Genomic DNA, 23,065 nt, shown 5'->3' with positions numbered 1-23,065 from the left:
CAAATAGCTATCGACAACCGAGCGCTTGAAACGCGCACTGTGTTTGGACATGCAAAACCCCCGAAGGTTGTGTCCAACTTTCGGGGGTCAGTTCACGATCCGGGGCTTTTTCTCATTATTTTCCGATGATTACACCGAATAGTACATGTCGTATTCGACCGGGTGCGGGGTCATTTCGAAGCGCATGACCTCGGCCATCTTGAGCTCGATGAACGAGTCGATCTGGTCGTCGTCGAAGACGCCGCCGGCCTTCAGGAAGCCGCGGTCCTTGTCGAGGCTCTGGAGAGCTTCGCGCAGCGAGCCGCAGACGGTCGGGATCTTCTTCAGCTCCTTGGCCGGCAGGTCGTAAAGATCCTTGTCCATCGGCTGGCCGGGATGGATCTTGTTCTTGATGCCGTCGAGGCCGGCCATCAAGAGGGCAGCGAAAGCGAGGTAGGGGTTCGCGCCCGGGTCTGGGAAGCGGACTTCGACGCGCTTGGACTTCGGCGAATTGCCGAACGGAATGCGGCAGGAGGCCGAACGGTTGCGCGCGGAATAGGCGAGCAGGACGGGGGCTTCATAGCCGGGGACCAGGCGCTTGTAGGAGTTGGTCAGCGGGTTGGTGAAGGCATTGATCGCCTTGGCGTGCTTGATGACGCCGCCGATGAAATAGAGGCAGCTTTCCGACAGGCCGGCATATTCGTTGCCGGCGAAGGTCGGCTTGCCATTCTTCCAGATCGACAGGTGGACGTGCATGCCCGAGCCGTTGTCGCCGAAGATCGGCTTCGGCATGAAGGTGGCCGTCTTGCCATAGGCATTGGCGACCTGATGCACGACGTACTTGTAGATCAGCATCTTGTCGGCGTTGCGGACTAGCGTGTCGAACTTGACGCCGAGCTCATGCTGGGCGGCAGCGACTTCGTGGTGGTGCTTTTCGACGCGCACGCCCATCTCTGTCAGCACCGTCAGCATTTCCGAACGCATGTCCTGGCAGCTGTCGATCGGCGGGACCGGGAAGTAGCCGCCCTTGACGCGCGGACGGTGACCGAGGTTGCCGGTCTCGTAGTCGGTGTCGTCGTTGGACGGCAGTTCGGTCGAGTCGAGCTTGAAGCCGGTGTTGTAGGGGTCGGCCTTGTACTTGACGTCGTCGAAGACGAAGAATTCGGCTTCCGGGCCGACATAGACGGTGTCGCCGATGCCTTCGGCCTTGAGGTAGGCCTCAGCCTTCTTGGCGATGCCGCGCGGGTCGCGGTTGTAGGCTTCGCCCGAAACCGGATCGAGAATGTCGCACAGGATGACCATGGTCGACTGGGCGAAGAACGGGTCCATGTGGACCGTATCCAGGTCCGGCATCAGCACCATGTCGGACTCGTTGATGGCCTTCCAGCCGGCGATCGACGAGCCGTCGAACATGACGCCGTCGGCGAACATCTCTTCCTCGACCTCGGCGATGTCCATGGTGACGTGCTGGAGCTTGCCCTTGGGGTCGGTGAAGCGCAGGTCAACGAACTTAACGTCGTTGTCCTTGATCTGCTTCATTACGTCTTTGGCTGTCGTCATGTGGGGTTTTCCTGTCTTGATGACGTTGAAACGAGAATTCTTTGCGAGGTCAGATGGCGTCGACGCCGGTCTCGCCGGTGCGGATGCGAACGACTTCCTCGATGTTGGAGACAAAGATCTTGCCGTCGCCGATGCGGCCGGTCTGGGCCGCCTTGCGGATCGCCTCGATGGCCGCCTCGACCGACTCGTCGCCGAGAACGACTTCGATCTTCACCTTGGGCAGGAAGTCGACGACATATTCGGCGCCGCGATAGAGTTCGGTGTGACCCTTCTGGCGGCCAAAACCCTTGGCTTCGGTGACCGTGATGCCCTGCAGCCCGGCTTCCTGGAGCGCTTCCTTCACTTCGTCGAGCTTGAACGGCTTGATGATTGCTTCGATTTTTTTCATGCGGATATGGCCTCCACTGCCGTAACTCAGGGGTGATGCACCCACTCGCGCAACTTCAAGCACGAAGCGTGCCAAGTCGAGTGGGTGCGGCAACTTTGTTCGGTTTGCCCAGGAGGCAGCCGAAGACGTGGGCGATTGGAGCCGATTTCCAGCTTCGGGTCGAGATGCGCACAAAAATTCATCGTTTTCGCAACGCTGGTGGTGCACAAAAATGCGGCAACATGCCTTCGATTTGTGCGTGGTTGAATTGAGGCATGGCCGTTTGGGCGGAGTGGCTGCGGCGTGCTAACTCGGTAGCAGGATTCATCCGGGATGACTGCCATGGCATTTGAACTGCTGACCCCCAGCGAGATGGCTGAGGCCGACAGGCTGACGATCGCCGCCGGGCCCGTGGACGGCATCGGCCTGATGCGGCGGGCGGGCTGCAGCGTTGCCGATGTGGTGCTGCAGCGGTTTCCCGGTGCGAAGGCCGTCCATGTGCTGTGTGGGCCGGGCAATAATGGCGGCGACGGTTATGTCGCGGCGCGCCTGCTTGCCGAAAGCGGCGTTGCAGTCAGGCTTTTCGCGACCGCTGCGCCGCGCAGCGGCGGCGATGCGGCGCTGGCTGCTGCCGAATGTTCGGTCAAGGTGGAGCCGTTGGCTGCCTTCGCTCCCGAGTCGGGCGCGATCGTCGTCGATGCGCTTTATGGCGCCGGTCTTTCCAAGCCGCTCGACGGTGAGGTGGTCGAGGCGATAACACGGACGAATTCGGCCGTTGTTCCGGTGATTTCGGTCGATCTACCCTCCGGCGTGTCGGGTGCTTCCGGCGAGATTATGGGCAGTGCCTTCCAGGCGACGGTGACCGTGACTTTTGCCCGCAAGAAGCCGGGGCACCTGCTCTATCCCGGGCGTGCGCAGTGCGGCGAGGTGGTGGTTGCCGATATCGGTATTGCCGCGGCCATAGTTGGCGCTACGTCCGTGCGCTGCTTCGAAAACGATCCGGCATGGTGGCGGCGGCATTTTCCGTCGCCGGCGAACGACGCCCACAAATATAGCCGCGGCCATGTCGGCGTTTTTTCCGGTGGTCCGTCGGCCACGGGTGCTGCGCGACTGTCGGCGATGGCGGCAGCACGGGCAGGGGCGGGTGCGGTGACGGTGTTGTCACCTGGAGCGGCACTGGCTGCCAATGCGGCGCACCTGACCTCAATCATCCTGAGGCGTTCCGATACGCTCCAAGATGCGCTGGCCTTCCTCGGCGCACGCAAGCCCGAAGTGCTGGTTTATGGCCCAGGCCTTGGCTCCGAGCCTGAAATCGGGCGTTTTGCGCTGGAGCTGATGTCTGTCGCCGAGGGCCGCTTCGCAGCACTTGTGCTCGATGCCGACGGCATCACCTCGCTTTCGCATCGCCGCGCCGCGTTCTTCGAGGCACGAAAACGCCCGAATGCGCCAGCGCTTGTGTTGACACCGCATCATGGCGAGTTCGGCCGGCTGTTTCCCGGGATCGCCGCCGATGCGTCGCTGTCCAAGCTCGAGCGGGCGCGGGCGGCGGCGGCCAAGGCCAATGCCATCATCATATATAAGGGCCCCGACACGGTGATAGCTGTGCCCGACGGGCGTGCTGCGATCAATGCCAATGGCACGTCGCTGCTGGCGACCGCAGGGTCGGGTGACGTGCTGTCCGGCATTGTTGCCGCCCTTCTGGCGCAACGGATGCCGGCTTTCGAGGCGGCCTGCGCCGCCGTCTGGATTCACGCCGAGGCGGCACGGCGTTTCGGGCCCGGCCTGATCGCTGAGGACCTGCCGCTGGCATTGCGGGAGGTGGTGGCGGGGTTGAGCGGGTGAGGGCGCGCGCTTTCTCCGCGTCGGGCGTGGGCAGTCGGGCCGGACTATCCACGCGGATTGGGTGACGGATGGTGACAACGGACTTGGTCAGTTTGGCAGGTGTCGTGCGAAGCAATCCTTTGCTTCGCGTTCCCCCCCTCTCTGGCCTGCCGGCCATCTCCCCCGCAAGGGTGGAGATCAGTCGCGTCGCCGGCGGCGCCAATGCTGTGATGTCCCAATGTGCAACCATGGCGATTGACTGCGAGGTTAATGACGGCTTGATATCCCCTTTTGCGTGGGAGATGGCCGGCAGGCCAGAGGTGGTGGGAAGGATCGCGACAAAGGCGAAATGCGCTCAACGCTCCGTAGGCAGGGTGGTGGAGAGGACGTGATCAGGCGTTGGTGCCGCCGTCGATCGTCAGCGCTGCACCCGTGACGAAGCGGGATTGCGGGCCGGCCAGCCAGGTTACAAGGCCGGCGATGTCGTCGGGCAAGCCGAATTGCGGGATTGCCATCAGGCTGCGCTGGTAGTCGGCGACGTCGCCCTCGGCGGGGTTCATATCGGTTTCGGTCGAGCCGGGATGGACGACATTGACGGTGATGCCGCGCGGGCCGAGGTCGCGCGCGAGGCCCTTGGTCAGGCCGACAAGCGCTGCCTTGCTGGCCGAATAGAGCGCGATGCCCTCGAAGGGAACACGGTCAGCCAGGTTGCTGCCGATCGAGATGATCCGACCGCCGTCATGCATGACGCCGGCCGCTGCCTTCGAGGCGATGAAGGGGGCGCGGAAATTGACCGACATCACTTCGTCGAGCTGTTCCAGCGAAACCGTGTCGATGGGGCCGTGGTGCCAGATGCCGGCGCTGTTGACCAGGATGTCGAGACGCCCGAACGCCGCGATGGTGGCAGTCACCGCCGCTTCGACGGCTGCGGCATCGGCATTGTCGGCCTGGATCGCCAGGCCACGCCGCCCAAGGGCTTCGACCTGCCCGACGACGGCCTCGGCCTTTTCCGCAGAGCGGACATAGGTCAGGGCGACGTCGGCGCCTGACGTGGCGAGCTGGACGGCAATGGCAGCACCGATGCCACGGCTGCCGCCGGTCACCAGGGCGACCTTGCCGGCCAGTTCCAGACCGGACAGCTTGAGCCCGGAGTGTTGTTTCGTATCGCTGAGGGAGGACATGATTTATCTTTCGGTATTGAACGATACAAAATAGATGGCAGCCTTGCGCAAGGGCGTCAAGAACATTATGTATCGTTCATAACAGAAAGGTTTGAGATGTCTCAGAAGGGTCGTCCACGCAGCTTCGACCGTGATGCAGCGTTGCGGCAGGCAATGCGCGTGTTCTGGAAAAAGGGCTATGACGGGGCGTCGCTGGCGGAGCTGACGACGGCAATGGGCATCAATTCGCCCAGCCTTTACGCGGCTTTCGGCAGCAAGGAAGCGTTGTTTCGCGAGGCTGTCGATCTCTATGGGGCTACCGAAGGTGTCGATATCTGGGGCGCCTTCGAACGCCCCGGCAGTGCCAGGGAGGCGATCAGCGATTTACTGCGTGCGTCGGCGCGGGCGTTCAGCGAACCTGGCGATCCCAGGGGGTGCCTTATCGTGCTAGGCGCACTCAATGTCAGCGAAACCAATGCCGAGGTGTTCCGCGATCTCAGCGAACGCCGCATGTCGAGCGCGCGCGACTTGGCCGGCCGCCTGAAACAGGCCGTGGCTGCGGGCGAACTGCCCGAGTCCGCCGATTGTGACGCGATTTCGGCGTTTTACCTTGCCGTGCAGCAAGGCATGTCGGTGCAGGCCCGCGATGGCGCCTCACGTGCGGCGCTGCTGGCCATTGCCGATGGGGCGATGGCCGCCTGGGATGCGCTGACGGCCGGTTCCGGACGCAACGCCGGAGCTTGATCAAAGCCTTTCTAGAAAACTGCGGCGGCTCTCCTGGAGTGCGCTAGCCGTTGATCCTGTTCATGAACGCCATGGCGCCGAAGGGCGCGCGGACCTTGCCCTCGGTGATGAAGTAGACGAACACGTCGCGCGGCTTGACCGGCGCCTCGGTGCCTGGATCGGCACGGGGCAGGTCGGCAGGTGTGCCGCCGTCAGCCCAGACCTTGGCGCGTTCGGCCCACACATCAAGTGCCTCCGACGTGTAGCAATCGTGATTGTCGTCGCTGCCGGTCTGCAGCCGCGCATAGACAAAATCGCCGGTGATGTCGGCAATTGCCGGATATTTGGCGTGGTCGGCATACACGATGGCGACGTCATGCTTCCGGGCCAGCGCGGCGAACTCGGGCACGATGAAGGAATCATGGCGCACCTCGACCGCATGGCGCAGTTTCACGCCATCTTGCTTTTCAGGCAAAAGCTTGAGGAAGGCGCCGAAGTCGGCTTCGTCGAATTTCTTGGTCGGCGCAAACTGCCACAGGATCGGGCCGAGCTTGTCGCCAAGTGCGGCAACGCCGGAGCCGAGAAACCGCGTCATTGATTCGCCAGCCTCACCAAGTACGCGGCGGTTGGTGACGAAGCGGTTGCCCTTGAGCGCGTAGACGAAACCATCAGGGGCCTCGCTGGCCCATTTCAGGAAGGTCGGTTCCTTGAAGGATGAATAATAGGTACCGTTGACCTCGATCGTCGGCACGTGGCTGCTGGCGAATTGCAGCTGCTTGGCCTTGGACAACTTTTCCGGGTAGAACGTGCCCTCCCAGGGCTCAAACGTCCAGCCGCCCATGCCTGCCCGGATGTTTCCAGTCATCGATCTATCCCTTCTCAGTCGCTGCGGTCTCTTCTAGCGGAAGGCAGAGGAGCGTCAAAGCCGCGAACGATGTCTTGGGCAAGCATCCTGACAGCAACTTGCGCGAAGGCCGAGGCCGGCAGGCAATATATCGCGCGGAACCGGTGTGAGATTTACTGTCTGTTGGAGGGTAGCCGGCTAGCGAAGCTCATACAAACACAAACATGTCTGAGCCTTCATGTCGACGATTCCAGGGACGCGGGCGGCTTCGCCCTACGGGGTGGTGCGGATGGGCATGATCGCCCTGGCCGGGGCAACCATCGTGTCGCTGATAGCCTACGATTTCGCGGTCAACGACCGTGACCTGCTGGCCAAGGACCGTGTCGACTGGACGATGTTCGGGCTGATCAGGCCATTCGTCGCCCTGATCTCTGCCTGCCTGCTGGTCGCGGCGCTGTATTAGCCTGATCATGCGCGATCGCCTTTGGATGACGGCCAGGCGCCGCTGCTGCTCGGTGCATCCTACCTGATGGCCGGTGCACTGCTGGCAGCGGCGATTGCGGTTGCCGCGGTGCCGACGGTTCTCAACGAGACGGCAGGTGCTTAGCATCCTGACCGAGGTGGTTTTCATCGGCGCATTGGTTGCGCTCGGGGCCGCAGCCTGGCGCGACCGCCGCAACCGCGCCAGGGTGCTGGGGCTGCCGCGCTGGGTCGTGCATGCGGCGCTGATCCTGGTGACCTTCCTCATCCTGATGGAGGAGATGTCCTGGGGCCAGCACTGGGGCGGCTGGACGGCCGGGCCGATGTTCGCCGGCAACGTCCAGAACGAGACAGGTTCGAGGCGGTCTATTATTCGGCGGCGTTTCTGCTGTTCGTCGTCCTGCCGGCCGCCTGGCCGTCGCATGTCGCAGCCTGGCTGCGACCGGTCGCGCCATTCGTTCCGCCGAGGCTGTTTGCGCTTGCGGCGCTGCCACTGGCCGGGCTGCTCTATGAGGAATGGAACATCGTGCCCTACCAGCTGTGGTTTTTCATGGGCGTCGTGATCGCGTGGCGGCTGGCGATCGAACTGCGGCAGGCGCCGGCGGCGTATCGCGCTGCGGGGATTGTCGTCGCCGTGCTCTTACCGGCGTCGCAACTGCTCGTCTTCGGCGGGCACAGGATGGCCGACGGCTACGAGCTGTCGGAAATCCGCGAGTTCCTGATCGCCTGCATCATCCTGGCAGCCCGAGGCGGGCTAGGTGGTAGCCACGTAAGCTGGATAGCCTGCCAACCTGCCGGGCGTCAGACTGGATGCGTTGCGGTCAATGGTGTTCGTTCGACGGGGCATGCTTCGAAATCAAAGCGTACCCTTGCCGCCGCGATGCGGCCGGCCACGCCATAGGATGCGTCCCACTCAACGCGAAACTCGTCGTCAGACCGCACGACCACGAGGTCTCCGATAATGCCCGGCAGATGAAAGTCGGACAGCGAGATTTCGCTGATGGATTCGAGTGTGAGTGTCACGACAACATGACGATCAAGGACAAAATAGCCCTGGTCATCAACCTGAGCGGTCATCCGAAACGCTCGGATCTTCAGCTGTCCGGACCGGCTGGAGGACAAGTCGATGTCGAACATTTCGGCATCGTGAAAATGTGGCACGAAGCCAAACCAATCGATTAGCTCGCGGCCACCTGGGATCTCCGCGAATGCCTCGCGTCGCGCGTGTTCATGTGGCTCGTTCGTTGCCATGGCGGCGGACTACTCCGCCGCCTCCTGCTTGCCGCGCGGGCGACGCTCCAGAAGTTCCTTGAGGAACTGGCCGGTGTAGCTGCGCGGTTCGGCGACGATGTCTTCGGGCCGGCCCGAGGCGACGAGTTCGCCGCCGCCGTCGCCGCCTTCGGGGCCGAGATCGAGCACCCAGTCGGCGGTCTTGATCACCTCCAGGTTGTGCTCGATGACGATCACCGTGTTGCCCTGGTCGACGAGCTCGTGCAGCACCTCGAGCAGCTTGGCGACATCGTGGAAGTGCAGGCCGGTGGTCGGTTCGTCCAGGATGTAGAGCGTTTTGCCGGTTGCCTTGCGCGACAGCTCCTTGGCCAGTTTGATGCGCTGGGCTTCGCCGCCGGACAGCGTGTTGGCCTGCTGGCCGATGTGGATGTAGCCGAGGCCGACCTGGTTGAGCGTCATCAGCTTGTCACGCACCACGGGAACGGCAGCGAAGAATTCGACACCTTCCTCGACCGTCATGTCGAGCACGTCGGCGATCGACTTGCCCTTGAACAACACGTCGAGCGTTTCGCGATTGTAGCGCTTGCCGTGGCAGACGTCGCAGGTGACATAGACGTCGGGCAGGAAGTGCATCTCGATCTTGATGACGCCGTCGCCCTGGCAGGCTTCGCAGCGGCCACCCTTGACGTTGAACGAAAAGCGGCCGGGCTGGTATCCGCGCGCCTTGGCTTCCGGCAGGCCGGCGAACCAGTCGCGGATCGGCGTGAAGGCTCCGGTGTAGGTGGCCGGGTTGGAGCGTGGCGTGCGGCCGATGGGCGACTGGTCGATGTCGATGACCTTGTCGAGGAATTCGAGGCCCTCGATGCGGTCGTGCTCGGCTGGATGCTCGCGCGAGCCCATGATGCGGCGCGACGCTGCCTTGAACAGGGTCTCGATCAGGAAGGTCGACTTGCCGCCGCCCGACACGCCGGTCACGGCGGTGAAGGTGCCCAGCGGGATCTCGGCGCTGACATTCTTGAGATTGTTGCCACGCGCGCCGACGACCTTGATGCGCCTGTTTTTCTTCAATTCGCGGCGCTGGGGCGGAACCGCGATCTCGAGTTCGCCCGACAGATATTTGCCGGTGATCGAGTTGGGGTTGGCCATGACCTGCTGCGGCGTGCCTTCGGCGATGATCTGGCCGCCATGGATGCCGGCGGCCGGGCCCATGTCGACGACATAGTCGGCGGTCAGCACCGCGTCCTCGTCATGCTCGACGACGATGACGGTGTTGCCGATGTCCCTGAGGTGACGCAGCGTGTCGAGCAGGCGGGCATTGTCGCGCTGGTGCAGGCCGATGGACGGCTCGTCGAGCACGTAGAGCACGCCGGTCAGCCCCGAGCCGATCTGCGAGGCCAGCCTGATGCGCTGGCTTTCGCCGCCCGACAGCGTGCCGGAATTGCGCGACAGCGTCAGATATTCGAGGCCGACGTCGTTGAGGAAGCGCAGGCGTTCGCGGATTTCCTTGAGCACGCGGACGGCGATCTCGTTCTGCTTGTCGTTGAGCAGGGCCGGCAATTCCTCGAACCAGGCATTGGCCTTGCGGATCGACTGCTCGGTGACTTCGCCGATGTGCTTGCCGCCGACCTTGACCGCCAATGCTTCCGGCTTGAGGCGGTAGCCGGCGCAGGTCGGGCAGGGCGTGGCCGACATGAAGCGCTCGATCTCCTCGCGCATCCAGGCGGATTCGGTTTCCTTCCAGCGGCGCTCGAGATTGGGGATCACGCCCTCGAAGGTCTTGGTCGTCTTGTAGGAGCGCAGGCCGTCGTCATAATTGAAGGTGATTTCCTTCGAGCCCGTGCCGCGCAGGATGGCCTCCTGCGCCTCAGTCGAAAGGTCGCGCCAGCGGTCGCCGATCTTGAAGCCATAGACCTTGCCGAGCGCTTCCAGTGTCTGGGTGTAGTAGGGCGAGGTCGACTTGGCCCAGGGTGCCACAGCACCCTCGCGCAGCGATACATGCTCTTCCGGCACGACGAGCGCCGGGTCGATGGCGCGCTGGTTGCCGAGGCCGTCGCAGGCCGGGCAGGCGCCGAACGGGTTGTTGAAGGAGAACAGACGCGGCTCGATCTCCGGGATGGTGAAGCCCGAGACCGGACAGGCGAATTTCTCCGAGAACAGAATGCGTTCGTGGGTTTCGTTGGCGGACTTGTTGATCGCGTCGGCGCCGGTCTGGCTGGCATCGAGCGGCTTGTCGGCGAATTCGGCGACCGCCAGGCCCTCGGCCAGCTTGAGCGCGGTTTCGATCGAGTCGGCCAGACGCGTGGCGAGGTCGGGGCGGACGACGATGCGGTCGACGACGACATCGATGTCGTGCTTGTACTTCTTGTCGAGAACGGGCGCTTCGGCGATCTCGTAGAAGGCGCCGTCGATCTTGACGCGCTGGAAACCCTTCTTCTGGAGCTCGGCGAGCTCCTTCTTGTACTCACCCTTGCGGCCGCGGACGATGGGCGCCAGGATGAACAGTCGGGTGCCTTCGTCGACCGCCAGCACGCGGTCGACCATCTGGCTGACAGTCTGGCTCTCGATCGGCAGGCCGGTCGCCGGCGAATAGGGCACGCCGACGCGCGCGAACAAGAGGCGCATGTAGTCGTAGATCTCGGTGACCGTGCCGACCGTCGAACGCGGATTCTTCGACGTCGTCTTCTGCTCGATCGAGATCGCCGGTGACAGGCCGTCGATCTGGTCGACGTCGGGCTTCTGCATCATCTCGAGGAACTGGCGGGCATAGGCCGACAGGCTCTCGACATAGCGGCGCTGGCCCTCGGCATAGATGGTGTCGAAGGCGAGGGAGGATTTGCCCGAGCCGGACAGGCCGGTCATGACAATCAGCTTGTCGCGCGGCAGGTCGAGATCGACGTTCTTGAGATTGTGTTCGCGCGCACCGCGAATGGAAATGTACTTGTGATCGGCCATTGCCGCGCCGCCGCCTCAAATCTGGAATTGCTTGGAGTGGCGGGCGAGCCCAACCATCCCCCTCATGTAGGTAATTTCGCCGCCCGGTCGAGAGGGGCGGCAACCAAACGCGTTTAAGCGCCTTTGGCGCGCAGGGGCAAGTGGAAAGAACAAAGGCCGAACGCGCTCCTGACAACGTTATGGCAGGAGCATCACGCGAATCCGGGGCCGCGAAAGCCGACTTCGATCACATTTTTCCCGATTAACAATGTTGTGGTTGACGTGAGGGAATCAGGGATGCAGAGTGCCTGTGTCGCCTGAGGCCGAGCCTCCTTGAGGGCTCCTCACCATGCTACGGTCGGTCTGCGAGACGCCGCAGACACGCGAGTTGAGCAGCGGGCGAACACATGGCGCAACTGACGTAGGAGCAGAGCATGACTCCACCGGACAGTCCCAAAGGGTTCCGCTAACAGGACGGAACCACAGCAGGCGCAGGTGCCTGGCTTTCCCTAGCGAAAAGCCTCACGCAAACCCCGACCTGTTGTTCCCTCAGACAATTTGAAACCATGGTCGGATCGTTGGCTGTGAGCCACGAAGCATCCGAGAGAGCAAAGCCGGTAAACCATTCCCGGCAGGTAAGGGTATAACCCGACAACAGGCCCCGTGCGCTCCTGGTAGCGGCGGGGTCAACTTTTTTGGGCCCGCCTGTCCCTGGGCTGCGCCTGTCCCTGGTCTGTTTGTCGCTGCCGATTCCGGGCTCGATTTTCCAAAGCATGCGAGGTGCTGAAACTCCGCTTGTACAACCCTTGCACAATCGCCTGATCGTTCCGACCTAGCATTGAGGCCGCCAGCACGGCCGAGCGGGGGAACAATCGTGACTGTTGACCGGACCAGGCTGATCGGACTTTTGGGCGGGATGAGTTGGGAGTCCAGCGCGCTCTATTACCGGCTGATAAATCAGGCGGCACATGCCAGGATGGGCGGGCATCACAATGCTCGCTCGCTGATGTTCACGCTCGATTTCGACGAACTCAATCGGCTGGCAGCCGAAGGCGACTGGATGCGGGTTGCAGCGGTGATCTCGGAGGCGGCGCGCAGCCTTGAAAAGGCGGGAGCCGCCTTCGCCATGCTGACAGCGGTGACGCCGCACACGGTTGCCGATCAGGTGGCCGGCGCGATCGGCATTCCGCTGCTGCACATCGCCGACCCAACCGGCGAAGCGATCCGTGCCGCCGGCATCAAGCGCGTCGGGCTGCTCGGAACGCGCTACACGATGGAACTCGGGTTCTTCGCCGAGCGGCTGCAGCAGCGTTTTGGCATCGAGGTGATCGTGCCATCGGAGGAACAGCGCACGGCACTGCATCGCATCATCATCGACGAACTGACGCTCGGCTTGGTGAAGCCGGTGTCGGCCGCGGTGCTGCAGCAACTGGCCGGCGATCTCGGCGCGCGCGGGGCAGAAGCCGCCGTCGTCGCCTGCACCGAACTGCCGCTGCTGCTCGGTATGGATGCCTATCCGATGCCGGCATTCGACGTGGTCAAGCTGCATGCCGAGGCGGCGGTGGAGCTGGCACTGGCGGGGTGAGGGAGCGTCTGGGCGCTTGGCAACCGACAGCGAGGAGTGGTCGGAGGCGATCTGCCAGGCGTGGTACGGCAATGTGCTGTGGGAGGCATTCCTGGCGGGCAGCAGGAGTATTAGGCGAGCGCCGCAGCGCACCGCCATGCCTGCTGGGCAGGGCGTGGAGTTCCGACTGTACCGCCGCTGCTGTTACGATCCGGCCGCGATAAGGGCCATCACCTCGTCGGGCGTCTCCATGACCTGCCAGGGGTAGGGCCTGTCGCCGCCGGAGCGGACCTGCACCACTGCCTTGCCGGTGTTCGGACTGCTCGTGCCGGCGGCCACGCCGACGATGTCGGCGATGCGGATGTAGGATGTTGCCCCCGAGGGCGAAACCGCCGTGACCTTGATGAAACCCATGCCCTGCCTCTCTCCGTTTTCCGCTGCAAATAAGAGCAGGCGGGCGCGGCGGCGGCAAGCCGGAGGTGCGCGATCACGGCACGCCGAGCTTTGCCTTGAACAGCGCGGGTTGCTGCGTTGGCCTCGAAGCCGATGCCTGTTCGCGGATCAGTCCGCCTTGGGAGAAGCGTCCAACTGAGCGTAACCCCAGTCGATAACCGGCCTGCCGGCGCGCAGAACATCGGTGACGACTGCGACGATGCTTGTTGTCAGGCCGCCGGACGCAATCGCCGGGTCGGCGTAGCGCGAAATGGGGATTGTGGCCTCCCCGATTTCAGTAATGCGCATCGCGCGCTCGTCAGGACGGAGCAGCGATACCGAGGATGACGGCGATCAGCATCAGGAGCGGGCCCATCCACTTGAACTGGCGTACGAGGTTGGCGAGCCAGGGCTGGTTGGGAGACGTCGTCAGATCGACATAACCGAAGCCGACGGCCGTCATCCAGGCGCCGGCGCAGAGCATGATGAACTCGTCGATATAGGCGGCAATCAACGGATCCTCCCGAAGCGTGAGTCGTTGCCGAGTTCAGTTGTCGTGGACCGTGTCTGGCACTGCAAGACACGGGCGGTCGGTCTCCTGACAAAGTGCGCACCGGAAATCGAACCCTGCTGCCTTGACAGGTCAGTATGACGTTATAACCTCTTGGTGCGGGTCAAGCCGGGAACGTGGCCCCGCATGTGGAGGACGATCTTATGAAACTCGCGTGGATCAAGGGCGCGCTGGCCGCCGGCATCGCCCTGTTGCCGAGCGCCGTATGGGCGCAGTCAGTCAATATTTCCTACCTGACCCACTGGTCGCCGGAGACGGTGGCGCTGCTGGAACAGGCGGCCAAGGATTTTGCCAAGGACCATCCCGACGTGGCGGTAACAGTGCGCGCCGTGCCGTTCGGCGACCTTTTGACGACGCTGCGCTCGCAGGCCGGCGGGCAGGCTGCCACCATCGCCGGCATCTACGATCTGTGGCTGCCGGAACTGGCGCGCGACAAGCTCGTTGCCCCTGCACCCGAGACGGTTGCCGGCGAGGTCAAGGGTGCCTGGCCGGCAGGCGTGGTGACGGCGGCGAGCGTCGGTGGGGTGCTCTACGGCGTGCCCAACGAGATCGATGTTTATGCGCTGAACTACAACAAGGCGCTGTTCAAGGAGGCGGGCATCGAAGCGGCGCCCAAAACCTGGGACGAGCTGAAGGACGCCGCCGCCAAGCTGACCAAGAAGGATGCGGGACAGCAGGGGTTTGGCATGATCAACAGCTGGGCGGCGGGCGTGGTGCATCCGTTTTCGTCGCTGCTGGTGTCCAATGGCGGCGAACTGGTGACCGGCGGCAAGCCGGTGTTGGACAGCAAGAACGCCGGCGAGACCTTCCAGCTCTATGAGGAGCTGATCAAGTCGGGCTCCAGCGACCCGGCCATGGGCTCGGCCGACGCCAACACGACAGGGCCGTTCCTCGACAATTTCGTCTCCGGCAAGACCGGCATGATCATCATGGCCAACTGGTGGGAGAGTGCGCTTAAGGCAGGCATGGGCGAGAAGTTCGCCGATATCGCCACGGCGCCGATCCCTGTCGGGCCCTCAGGCGACAAGCCGCGCTCGATCTCCTATTCGTGGATGACCGTGGTGAATGCGGGCGCGGCGGAGGCCGAGCAGAAGGCGGCGTGGGATTTCCTCGCCTGGCTGAACAGCCCGAAGTCGGGCCCGAACGGCGCTTCGGCCATGGCCAACATCCTGATGTCGATGGGCATCCTGCCGTCGCGCAGTTCCGACGTCGATGCCTTCAAGGACAAGCTTGGTTCGGAATTCCTGTCTGGTTATGTCAGCGTGCTGGGCGATGCAAAACCATTCCCGGTCGTTCTCGGCGGCCAGGAGTTCTCGGAGTCGCTCCAGCAGACCATCGAGGCGCTGCAATATGGCAAGGTTTCAGCCACCGAGGCGCAGACCAATGCGCAGGCCGACGCGGCTGCGATCCTGGAGAAAGCTGCGAAGTAGGCGCTCACCACCTTCTCCCCGTTCACGGGGAGAAGGTGGTCCGAAGGGCCGGATGAGGGGCGGCTCCAAGTTCGGAGAGGTAAGCTCTGCCCCTCTTCTGCCTGCCGGCATCTTCTCCCCGTGAACGGGGAGAAGCACGCAGTGTCACCGTCTCGCGCACCCTCGACTGCAACTGATCCATCTCATGACCAGAACCCACCAACATTCCGTCTGGATGATGCTGACGCCGGCCGTCTCGCTGATCGGCGCCTTCATCGTCGTGCCGATGGTGCTGACGGTGTGGCTGTCGCTGCAGGACTGGTCGACGCAGACCGGTTTCCAGACGGCCGAATTCGTCGGGCTCGACAATTTCCGCGAGATTTTTGGCGCAACCTCGGTGGGGCGCGACTTCAAGGGCGCATTGGTCAATACGGCGCTCTACACGCTGATGTCGGTGGCGCTTATCTTGCCTGTTTCGGTTGGCCTCGGGCTGCTCGTCTACCAGCGTAATGTCGCCGGCGGCAACGCGCTCAGGACCATCCTGTTTTCGACCTACATGGTGCCGATGATCGCAGTGGCGCTGGTGTGGTCGAAACTCTATTCGCCGAGTGAGGGACCGATCAACCAGATGCTCGGCTGGCTGGGTATCGGCCCGCAGCCTTGGCTGTCGTCGCCCAGCACCGCGCTGGTATCAATCGTAGTTCTCAATGTCTGGCAGCAGATCGGCTATTTCACCGTGCTTGTCGTGGCCGGGCTGACCCAGATCCCGACCAGCCTCTACGAGGCCGCGACCATCGACGGCGCGGACGGGCGCCAGCAGTTCACGGCGATCACCCTGCCGCTGCTCAAGCGGACGCTGCTGTTCAGCGCCGTCATTGCCATCATCAATGCCGTGCAGGTGTTCGAGCCGGTGGCGCTGATTACGCAGGGCGGGCCGGTGGGCTCGACCAACGTGTTGACCTATCACATAAGGCGTGTCGGCATCGAACGCGCCCAGGGTGGCCTGGGCTCCGCCATGGCGGTGACGCTGATGTTGTCGCTGATCGTCGTGATCTTCGCTTTGTTCGCTTTCGCTCGGAAGGGGGACGACGAATGAGCGCGGCTGGCGAATGGCGGCCGCGCCGCGGCTTGTTCTTCTTCAGGTCACGCCCAACCAGCGGCGACTATATCGTGGCAACGCTGATGCTTGTGGTCGCCGTGGCCTCGGCCTTTCCGCTGGTGTGGATGGTACTGTCGAGCCTGAAGACGCCGGCCGAAACCATGCAGGTGCCGCCGGCGTGGCTACCCGAGAGCCCGAGCCTGGAGGCCTTCGGCAAGGTGTCTGGCGTCATCAATGTCGGCCGCTCGATGCTGAATTCGGCCGTCATCGCCGCCATCACCACGGCCGGCATCATCGTCACCAGCCTGATGGCAGGTTACGCCTTTGCCAAGCATCGCTTCCATGGTCGCAATGCACTGTTTGCGCTGCTGATCGCGACCATGTTCCTGCCGCCGATCGTGACGTTGATCCCGCTCTACCGGATGATCGGCACCATCGGGCTCGACGGCAGCCTGGCAGGCGTGGTCCTGCCCAACCTGGCCAATGCCTTCGGCATCTTCCTGATGCGGCAGTTCATTGCCGGCGTGCCCGACGACTTGATCGATGCGGCGCGCATGGATGGCGCTTCGGAGATGCGCATCCTGTTCGTCATCGTGGCTCCGCTGGTGACGCCGGCGGTGGCAGCTCTCGCGCTGTTTGCCTTCGTCTATCACTGGAACAGCTATCTTTGGCCGCTGACGGTGCTGCAGGGCAACGCCGACCAGTACCCGATCGTCATCAGCCTCAGCCGGCTGTTGAGCTACAACAGGGGGGCGATGAACACCAACCTGGTCATGGCGGGTGCGACGCTGGCCGTTTTGCCGCCGCTGGTGCTGTTCGTGTTCCTGCAGCGCTTCTTCGTCGACTCCATCGTAAGCTCCGGAGTAAAGGGATGAGCAAGGTTCTGGCCGTCGACCTTGGCGGCACGCAGCTCAGGGCAGGGCTTTGCGCCGCCGCCGCGCCTGCCGCCGTCGAGCACATTGGCGCCTGGCCGGCGCCCAAGGGGCTCGACGGTTTCCGCGAGGCGATAGCCCGGATGGCGCACGACCATGGTGCCGAGCGGTTCGGTGTGTCGGTGCCAGGCACGGCACGCGGAACGCGCTGCCTGTGGATCCCCAATCTGCCCTGGCTCGACGGCGTCGATCTCGCCGGGCTGTTCCCCAATCTCTCGATCGGACTCGGCCAGGATGCGCAGCTGGCGCTGCTGGCTGAGGTGTCAGCTGGTGCGGCCAAGGGGCTGTCGGACGCGATGCTGGTGGCGATCGGTACCGGCATCGGTTCCGCCGTGCTGTCGGGTTCGCGTATCATGCGTGGCGGGCAGGGAACTGCCTGTTCCTTCGGCTGGGCCTGCGCCGATCTGGACGATGAAGGTCACGACCGCGACGGCTGGCTGGAGCGGCAGGCATCGGGTCGGGCGTTCGATGCTATCGGGCGGCAGGCCGGCTTCAGTGACGGTCGCGGGCTGCTGGCGGCGGCGCGTGCGGGCAATGCGACTGCGATTGATGCATTGGCGCGGCCGGCGAAGGCGCTGGGCGTGAGCCTGGCAACCGCCGTGGCGCTGCTCGACCCGCAAACAGTGATCCTCGCCGGCGGCGTGGCCGAGGCGGCCGACGTGCTGGTGCCGATGGTGCGAGCCGCGATGGAAAAGCAACTGCCGCCGCATCTGAGACGCGTGCGCATCGAGGCCGGCAGCTTCGGCAAGGACGCCAGCCTTGTGGGGGCAGCATTCGCCGGCGCGCGCGGCCAACAATGGGACGAAATCCGATGAGCGGAATCTTTGCAAAACCCAACCGCAACCGGCCGGAGCCGCTGTGGCACCAGGCCGAGCAGGCGATGCGGACGCTGATTTCGTCCGGCGAGTGGGCGACGGGCGCGCAGATCCCCAATGAGGAGCGCCTGTGCGACCTATTGGGAGTGAGCCGCATCACCGTGCGCCATGCCCTGCGCAACCTCGAGGATTCCGGCCTGCTCAGCCGCGAACATGGGCGCGGCACCTTCGTGCGCAGCCCGACCGTCATTGCCGGCGTGCGCGGCCTGACCAGCTTCACCCAGGAGATGGCCAATCTCGGGCTCAATCTGGGAACCAGGCTGCTCGACGCCCGGATCATTGCCGCCGACGCTCAGGTGGCCGGCGCGCTCGAGATCGAGGAAGGCACGCCGGTACTCCAGTTGCGCCGCCTTCGGCTTGGCAACGACCAGCCGATCGGTATCCAGACCGCGCATCTGCCAGCGGCGCTCGTGCCTGGCCTGCTGGAAACGGCGGCAAGCGTCTCCTCGCTCTATGAGACGCTGAAGGCGAGCTACGGCATCGTGCCCCAGGAGGCACGCGAAATCTACCGCATCGGCGAGGTCAAGCCGGAGGATGCCGAGCTGATCCAGCTAAAGGCCGGCAGCTCCGCCTTCATGGTCGAACGCATCGCCTTCGACCGCTCCGGCCCGTTTGAATTCACGGTCTCGACCATGCGCGGCGACCGCTACGAAATCCGTTCCGTTCTCCATCTCTGACCATCTGAAAGGTTCTTTCCCATGACGACTTCCTACATCAGCCGGCTGGCCAAGCTCATCGACGGGGCCGCAAGCGCCAACGAGGCCGCGTTCGAGGCCGTTTCGGCACGGCTGGCCGAGACTCTTGCCAACAAGGGGCTGGTGCATCTTTACGGCTCCGGCCATTCGGTGCTGCCGTGCCAGGAGGCGTTTCCGCGCTACGGCTCCTATGTCGGCTTCAATCCGCTGACCGACCCGCGTGTGATGTGGCACAACGTGCTGGGTTCGGGCGGCGTGCGCGAACTCCTGTGGCTCGAACGCACGGAGAACTACGCGGAAAAATTCCTCGACCACCAGCCGCTCAACCCTGGAGATGCCATCATCATCTATGGCCATAGCGGCCGCAACGCGTCGGGCATCGACACCGCGCTCTACGCCAAGAAGCGCGGGCTGTTCGTCGTCGCCATCACCAGCAAGAACAATTTGGACAAGCCGGCGAGCCATTCCTCCGGCAAGCGCCTGGCCGATGCCGCCGACGTCGTCATCGACACGACTTCACCGATCGAGGACGCCATCGTGCCGGTGAAGGGCTGGAGCCGCCCTGTGGCCGGCTCGTCGACGGTGCTCGCTATGATCATGACGCATGAGCTGATCGCGCGCACGGCGCAAAGGCTTGCCGACCGCGGCATCGAGCTGCCGACCTTTGCCTCGCCGACAATCGAAGGCGTGACGTTGCACGATACCGACGTGATCTACGGCCTCTACCGCGAAAAGATGATCGAGGCGCAGCGCAAGCATCTCGACTTCTTCAAGGAACGGATGCAGGGCGAAGCGTAATCCTGTTCCTGACACCGATAAGCTGGCGAGCCGTCCGGAAGGGCGGCCTGCTCGCATTCGGGACGATGCCTCTTGCCATTTTCAATTGTTGGCGATAGAACAAAATAAGAACAAAAATGACTTGTGGACGGCACGAGCTTTTCCGCTGCCAGGGGGCGCGGGCGGAGGGTGCAATGGGCTAGTGTGCGCCCTCACATTTTCTTGGAATTTGGTTTCGGACGAGCGCGGAGCGGTGTCATGGCAGGTAGCGTCAATAAGGTCATTCTGGTCGGCAATCTGGGCGCTGACCCTGAGATCCGCCGGCTCAATTCGGGCGAGCCAGTCGTCAACCTGAGGATCGCGACTTCGGAAAGCTGGCGCGACAAGAATTCGGGCGAACGCAAGGAAAAGACCGAGTGGCATCAGGTCGTCATCTTCAATGACAACCTCGCCAAGGTTGCCGAGCAGTACCTGAAGAAGGGTATGAAGGTTTACATCGAGGGCCAGCTCCAGACCCGCAAATGGGAGAAGGACGGCATCGAGCGTTACACCACCGAAATCGTGCTGCAGAAATTCCGCGGCGAACTGCAGATGCTCGACGCGCGCGGCCAGGGCGGTGACGCAGGCTATGGCGGCGGTGGCGGCCAGGTCGGTTACGGCGGTGGTCAGGGTGGCGGCTATGGCGGCGGCGGCCGTTCTGACTTCGGTCAGTCGAGCCCGACTGACAGCTATGGCGGCGGCAACCGCGGCGGCTTTGGCGGCGGCGGTGGCAATCGCGGCGGCCAGGGCGGCGGTGGGGGCATGGGCGGTGGCGGTTCGCGCGACCTCGACGACGAAATCCCGTTCTGAGTGTAGCCAAGGAGGCGAGCGATCGAGGTCGTTGATCGTCTGCCTGGGCGACGCGGGCCGGTGAAAGCCTTTCTGCGTCAAGGCCATTACAAAACTGCTGTGCCAACGCCGTTGCGAAAGCGATGCGCGGCGTCGGCAGGACTACATGGGCAGGCTGGCTTTGCAGTTGCACGCTGACGGCCTGCGACAAGGCAAGAGTTGGTTGCTGGATTTCGTGAATGGCTGTTCTCGCAAATCTTTCTGCTTCGCGTTACTAAGGTGAATGGGGTACGGGGTCTTCATTCACCGATCGGATTCGATCTACGACGACAGTCCTGCCGAACGGTATCAGTTCCCGCCGCAATATTTCGGCCGGGTGCAGGCCTGTGTCGGCGATTGGATCGTCTACTACGAGCCACGTAAGGTAGCCGACACCAAGGGATACTTCGCAGTCGCCAAGGTGCAGCAGGTCATCCCGGATCCCAGCGCGAAGGGCATGTTTCTCGCGCTTATCGAACCAGGCAGCTATCTCGATTTTGCCAATCCAGTTCCCTTCAGTGATGCTGACGGTGTGATCGAGCGCGGGCTTCTCAACGACGACGGGCGAATTTCCGGGCGCGCCCAGGCGGCGGTAAGACCGCTTTCTCCAACCGATTTCAGTCGCATCGTAACGTTGGGGCTGGATCAGGCAGAATCCACGCTTCCGAGGGTCGATCTGGTGGCGCCAGCCGGCGGCTTCTTCGAAGACCAGGCGCCTTTTGTGTTTGAGGAGAGCCGAGAGCGTGCGCAGTTCCTGACATCCCGCATCGTGCGTGACCGCGTCTTCCGAAAGATCGTCCTGCGTGCCTATGACGAGCGCTGTGCGATCACAGGATTGAAGCTCATCAATGGTGGCGGAAGGGCGGAAGTTGCGGCGGCACATATTCGCCCTGTCGAGGCCGACGGGCCGGACGTCGTCAGCAACGGCATCGCGTTATCCGGAACAGCCCACTGGATGTTTGATCGCGGCCTTATCAGCCTATCGGATGATCTTGAGATCCTGATTTCCCGCCAGGCAAACGATCCCGATGGCATCAAGGGCATCGTCAATCGCAGCGGCCGAGCAATCGGCCCCCAGCGTCTATCCGATCGTCCTCATCCACACTTCCTGCACTGGCATCGCGAGCATTGCTTCAAGCAATAGGTCGGGCGTGCTGGCACGAAATTCGAGATGGACGAGGTTACAGCCTTTCCGCCCATCGATGTCCCTGGTGGCATAGGTCGAGGCAGTCCTTCAGCCAGCTGCGTTCCGACTGCTGCAGCTTCGGCAGGGCGTTGGCGAAATCTACTTCGTCCTTGGGGCGCCCGTGTTTCGCCTTGAACAGCAGGATGGCTGCCGGCTTGAGGTAGGAGATGCCGGCCGGTGTCGTGGCGACAATGTCGGCGCGCGGCACTGATATGGCGGGGTTTCGCTTGTAAACCCACAGATCCGGCGAACCCTCCTCGATCATCATGTCGACCCGCCAGCAATGTTGCACAACGTCCAGGCACCAGACCTGGGAGATTTCAGCAGGCGGAGCACTTTGCGCGGGCAGGTGCTTAACGATGCCGTCTCCGGCAGTGTGGAATTCCATGTCGGCCAGTGCGCGGCGGAAGACGGGTACGTCGCTGCGCAGGACCGTGAATTCGAGGTCTTCGTGCTCGCGTGTTTGATGGCCGTGCCAGAGGTCGAGCGCCCATCCACCGGCGACGCACCATGGCACGGAGACGCCGGTCAGGCGACGTGCCAACTCGGTTGGATGCCAGGCGCACCACGCGTCATGGTCCGGCGCATCGGGCTGTTTCATGCGTGGCTGTCCTTTTGCGCTGCCTTAACCATATCGAGGGCCGGGTCAAGGCTGCTTCGTGCGACGAACGGCTGACTTCAGGCCCCTGCAGCCTGTTGCGCAGGTGACGAAGGCCGGTGGTCTGGATCGACGGGGTCAGAACGGCCCAGTGGGCTGTCGCGCCTTAAGCCGCCATCAGTGCCTTGATACCGTCGGCGACGAATTGCACGGCGAGGGCTGCCAGGATCACACCGAGGAGGCGAGTCAGGATCGAGCGGCCGGTTTGGCCTAGGAACTGGTCGATGCGTTCGGCGAGAACGAAGACCAGATAGGTGGCGGCGAGGCAGGCGAGGATGATCAGGACCAGCGCCAGCTGGCCGGCCCAACCCTGAAATGAGCCGGAGAGCAGCACCGTCGCCGAGATCGCGCCTGGACCGGCGATCAATGGGATGGCGAGCGGGAAGGCGGCGATGTTGTGGATGTGGTCGCGGGTGATCGCGACATCCGAGATTTTTTCCTTGCGGTCCTGGCGCTTCTCGAAAACCATCTCGAAGGCGATGAAGAACAGCAGGAAGCCGCCGGCGACGCGGAAGGCGGGCAGGGTGATGCCGAAGACTGTGAGGATGGCCGCACCGGCAACGGCGAACACCGCCAGCACGACAAAGGCTATGACGCTGGCGCGCACCGACACTTGCAGGCGCTGTTCGCGGTTCATGCCGCGCGTCGCCGCAAGGAACAGCGGCGCCAGGCCCGGCGGGTCGATGGTTACGAGGATGGTGACGAAGGCATTGAAAACAGTGTCGAAAAGCGGCATCAGGCATCTCCCCGGCGAATGCAGGCTAACCTGACGACAGTTGCCGCGCCAGTGGCAAAATCAGATCGAGCGGCCGTCATTTGGCCATGGCCGGCAGTTGCCGCTGCCGGATCGTGGGGTCGTCGGGTGCAAGGGCGGCAAGAACAGGCAGGACATCTCGCCGCAATGT

The 23,065-nt window shown here is 63.4% G+C and carries 25 protein-coding genes; 15 read left to right on the top strand and 10 right to left on the bottom strand.

The window, feature by feature from the left end; translation table 11 throughout:
• Positions 1-129: 129 nt before the first annotated feature.
• Positions 130-1,539, bottom strand: coding sequence for a type I glutamate--ammonia ligase (gene glnA / locus HNQ95_RS29155; RefSeq protein WP_067962285.1), 1,410 nt, complete (start codon positions 1,537-1,539; stop codon positions 130-132).
• Between the two features lie 49 nt (positions 1,540-1,588).
• Positions 1,589-1,927: a P-II family nitrogen regulator gene (locus tag HNQ95_RS29150; protein WP_055976860.1), complete on the bottom strand. Its 339-nt coding sequence runs from the start codon at positions 1,925-1,927 to the stop codon at positions 1,589-1,591.
• Positions 1,928-2,248: 321 nt separating this feature from the next.
• Between HNQ95_RS29150 and HNQ95_RS29145 the strand changes: the two genes are divergently transcribed.
• Positions 2,249-3,748 carry an NAD(P)H-hydrate dehydratase gene (locus HNQ95_RS29145; RefSeq protein ID WP_182575850.1) on the top strand — a complete coding sequence of 500 codons (1,500 nt, stop codon included), beginning with the start codon at positions 2,249-2,251 and terminating at the stop codon, positions 3,746-3,748.
• Positions 3,749-4,119: 371 nt separating this feature from the next.
• Here HNQ95_RS29145 and HNQ95_RS29140 read toward each other — a convergent pair whose 3' ends face one another.
• The gene (locus tag HNQ95_RS29140) at positions 4,120-4,866 is read right to left on the bottom strand and encodes an SDR family NAD(P)-dependent oxidoreductase (protein ID WP_067966585.1); all 747 of its coding nucleotides are present in this window, start codon (positions 4,864-4,866) and stop codon (positions 4,120-4,122) included.
• Positions 4,867-5,004: 138 nt separating this feature from the next.
• Here HNQ95_RS29140 and HNQ95_RS29135 point away from each other — a divergent pair, with 138 nt between their 5' ends.
• On the top strand, positions 5,005-5,631 hold the full coding sequence (locus HNQ95_RS29135) for a TetR/AcrR family transcriptional regulator (RefSeq protein WP_182575852.1): 627 nt from the start codon (positions 5,005-5,007) through the stop codon (positions 5,629-5,631).
• 43 nt (positions 5,632-5,674) lie between these two features.
• Here HNQ95_RS29135 and HNQ95_RS29130 read toward each other — a convergent pair whose 3' ends face one another.
• Positions 5,675-6,475, bottom strand: coding sequence for a DUF72 domain-containing protein (locus HNQ95_RS29130; protein ID WP_246341035.1), 801 nt, complete (start codon positions 6,473-6,475; stop codon positions 5,675-5,677).
• Between the two features lie 217 nt (positions 6,476-6,692).
• Between HNQ95_RS29130 and HNQ95_RS29125 the strand changes: the two genes are divergently transcribed.
• The 4 genes from HNQ95_RS29125 to HNQ95_RS29115 all read left to right on the top strand — a co-directional run bounded on the left by HNQ95_RS29125 (position 6,693) and on the right by HNQ95_RS29115 (position 8,116).
• Entirely contained in the window at positions 6,693-6,917 is a 225-nt protein-coding gene (locus tag HNQ95_RS29125; RefSeq protein WP_182575849.1) for a hypothetical protein, read from the top strand.
• Positions 6,918-6,938: 21 nt separating this feature from the next.
• Complete coding sequence (locus tag HNQ95_RS34020; RefSeq protein WP_263007257.1) at positions 6,939-7,061, top strand: hypothetical protein; 123 nt, start codon at positions 6,939-6,941, stop codon at positions 7,059-7,061.
• A gap of 399 nt (positions 7,062-7,460) precedes the next feature.
• Complete coding sequence (locus tag HNQ95_RS29120) at positions 7,461-7,835, top strand: hypothetical protein (RefSeq protein WP_182575848.1); 375 nt, start codon at positions 7,461-7,463, stop codon at positions 7,833-7,835.
• A 128-nt stretch (positions 7,836-7,963) separates the two neighbouring features.
• Entirely contained in the window at positions 7,964-8,116 is a 153-nt protein-coding gene (locus HNQ95_RS29115) for a hypothetical protein (RefSeq protein ID WP_182575847.1), read from the top strand.
• Positions 8,117-8,194: 78 nt separating this feature from the next.
• Here the strand turns inward: HNQ95_RS29115 and uvrA are convergent, their stop codons facing one another.
• Positions 8,195-11,116 carry an excinuclease ABC subunit UvrA gene (gene uvrA, locus HNQ95_RS29110; RefSeq protein ID WP_182575846.1) on the bottom strand — a complete coding sequence of 974 codons (2,922 nt, stop codon included), beginning with the start codon at positions 11,114-11,116 and terminating at the stop codon, positions 8,195-8,197.
• 853 nt (positions 11,117-11,969) lie between these two features.
• Here uvrA and HNQ95_RS29105 point away from each other — a divergent pair.
• Entirely contained in the window at positions 11,970-12,680 is a 711-nt protein-coding gene (locus HNQ95_RS29105; protein ID WP_246765287.1) for an aspartate/glutamate racemase family protein, read from the top strand.
• 183 nt (positions 12,681-12,863) lie between these two features.
• Here HNQ95_RS29105 and HNQ95_RS29100 read toward each other — a convergent pair whose 3' ends face one another.
• The 3 genes from HNQ95_RS29100 to HNQ95_RS29090 form a co-directional block, all read right to left on the bottom strand.
• Complete coding sequence (locus HNQ95_RS29100; protein ID WP_154387060.1) at positions 12,864-13,073, bottom strand: hypothetical protein; 210 nt, start codon at positions 13,071-13,073, stop codon at positions 12,864-12,866.
• Positions 13,074-13,220: 147 nt separating this feature from the next.
• Complete coding sequence (locus HNQ95_RS29095) at positions 13,221-13,400, bottom strand: hypothetical protein (protein ID WP_067962273.1); 180 nt, start codon at positions 13,398-13,400, stop codon at positions 13,221-13,223.
• 10 nt (positions 13,401-13,410) lie between these two features.
• The gene (locus HNQ95_RS29090; protein ID WP_067962271.1) at positions 13,411-13,605 is read right to left on the bottom strand and encodes a hypothetical protein; all 195 of its coding nucleotides are present in this window, start codon (positions 13,603-13,605) and stop codon (positions 13,411-13,413) included.
• 200 nt (positions 13,606-13,805) lie between these two features.
• Between HNQ95_RS29090 and HNQ95_RS29085 the strand changes: the two genes are divergently transcribed.
• The 8 genes from HNQ95_RS29085 to HNQ95_RS29050 all read left to right on the top strand — a co-directional run bounded on the left by HNQ95_RS29085 (position 13,806) and on the right by HNQ95_RS29050 (position 21,460).
• On the top strand, positions 13,806-15,092 hold the full coding sequence (locus HNQ95_RS29085) for an extracellular solute-binding protein (protein WP_182575845.1): 1,287 nt from the start codon (positions 13,806-13,808) through the stop codon (positions 15,090-15,092).
• 214 nt (positions 15,093-15,306) lie between these two features.
• A complete protein-coding gene (locus HNQ95_RS29080; RefSeq protein WP_246719281.1) occupies positions 15,307-16,167 on the top strand; it encodes a carbohydrate ABC transporter permease in 861 nt (286 codons plus the stop codon).
• Entirely contained in the window at positions 16,164-17,045 is an 882-nt protein-coding gene (locus tag HNQ95_RS29075; protein ID WP_182575843.1) for a carbohydrate ABC transporter permease, read from the top strand. The genes HNQ95_RS29080 and HNQ95_RS29075 overlap by 4 nt, the downstream gene beginning before the upstream one ends.
• A complete protein-coding gene (locus HNQ95_RS29070; protein WP_182575842.1) occupies positions 17,042-17,917 on the top strand; it encodes an ROK family protein in 876 nt (291 codons plus the stop codon). The genes HNQ95_RS29075 and HNQ95_RS29070 overlap by 4 nt, the downstream gene beginning before the upstream one ends.
• Positions 17,914-18,654 carry a GntR family transcriptional regulator gene (locus tag HNQ95_RS29065; RefSeq protein WP_154387055.1) on the top strand — a complete coding sequence of 247 codons (741 nt, stop codon included), beginning with the start codon at positions 17,914-17,916 and terminating at the stop codon, positions 18,652-18,654. Before HNQ95_RS29070 ends, HNQ95_RS29065 begins: the two co-directional genes overlap by 4 nt.
• 21 nt (positions 18,655-18,675) lie before the next feature.
• On the top strand, positions 18,676-19,470 hold the full coding sequence (locus HNQ95_RS29060; RefSeq protein WP_154387054.1) for a sugar isomerase domain-containing protein: 795 nt from the start codon (positions 18,676-18,678) through the stop codon (positions 19,468-19,470).
• Positions 19,471-19,707: 237 nt separating this feature from the next.
• Complete coding sequence (ssb, locus tag HNQ95_RS29055; protein WP_182575841.1) at positions 19,708-20,298, top strand: single-stranded DNA-binding protein; 591 nt, start codon at positions 19,708-19,710, stop codon at positions 20,296-20,298.
• Positions 20,299-20,560: 262 nt separating this feature from the next.
• The gene (locus HNQ95_RS29050; RefSeq protein WP_154387052.1) at positions 20,561-21,460 is read left to right on the top strand and encodes an HNH endonuclease; all 900 of its coding nucleotides are present in this window, start codon (positions 20,561-20,563) and stop codon (positions 21,458-21,460) included.
• A gap of 37 nt (positions 21,461-21,497) precedes the next feature.
• Here HNQ95_RS29050 and HNQ95_RS29045 read toward each other — a convergent pair whose 3' ends face one another.
• Both HNQ95_RS29045 and HNQ95_RS29040 read right to left on the bottom strand, forming a co-directional pair.
• Positions 21,498-22,103, bottom strand: coding sequence for a nucleotidyltransferase domain-containing protein (locus HNQ95_RS29045; protein WP_182575840.1), 606 nt, complete (start codon positions 22,101-22,103; stop codon positions 21,498-21,500).
• 163 nt (positions 22,104-22,266) lie between these two features.
• A complete protein-coding gene (locus HNQ95_RS29040) occupies positions 22,267-22,896 on the bottom strand; it encodes a MarC family protein (protein ID WP_182575839.1) in 630 nt (209 codons plus the stop codon).
• Positions 22,897-23,065 lie beyond the last annotated feature (169 nt).

It is taken from the genome of Aminobacter ciceronei (assembly GCF_014138625.1).
GTDB classification, from domain to species: Bacteria; Pseudomonadota; Alphaproteobacteria; order Rhizobiales; family Rhizobiaceae; genus Aminobacter; species Aminobacter ciceronei.
The sequence above is the reverse complement of the archived record's forward strand: the minus strand, read 5'-3'. Positions and strand labels throughout refer to the sequence as shown.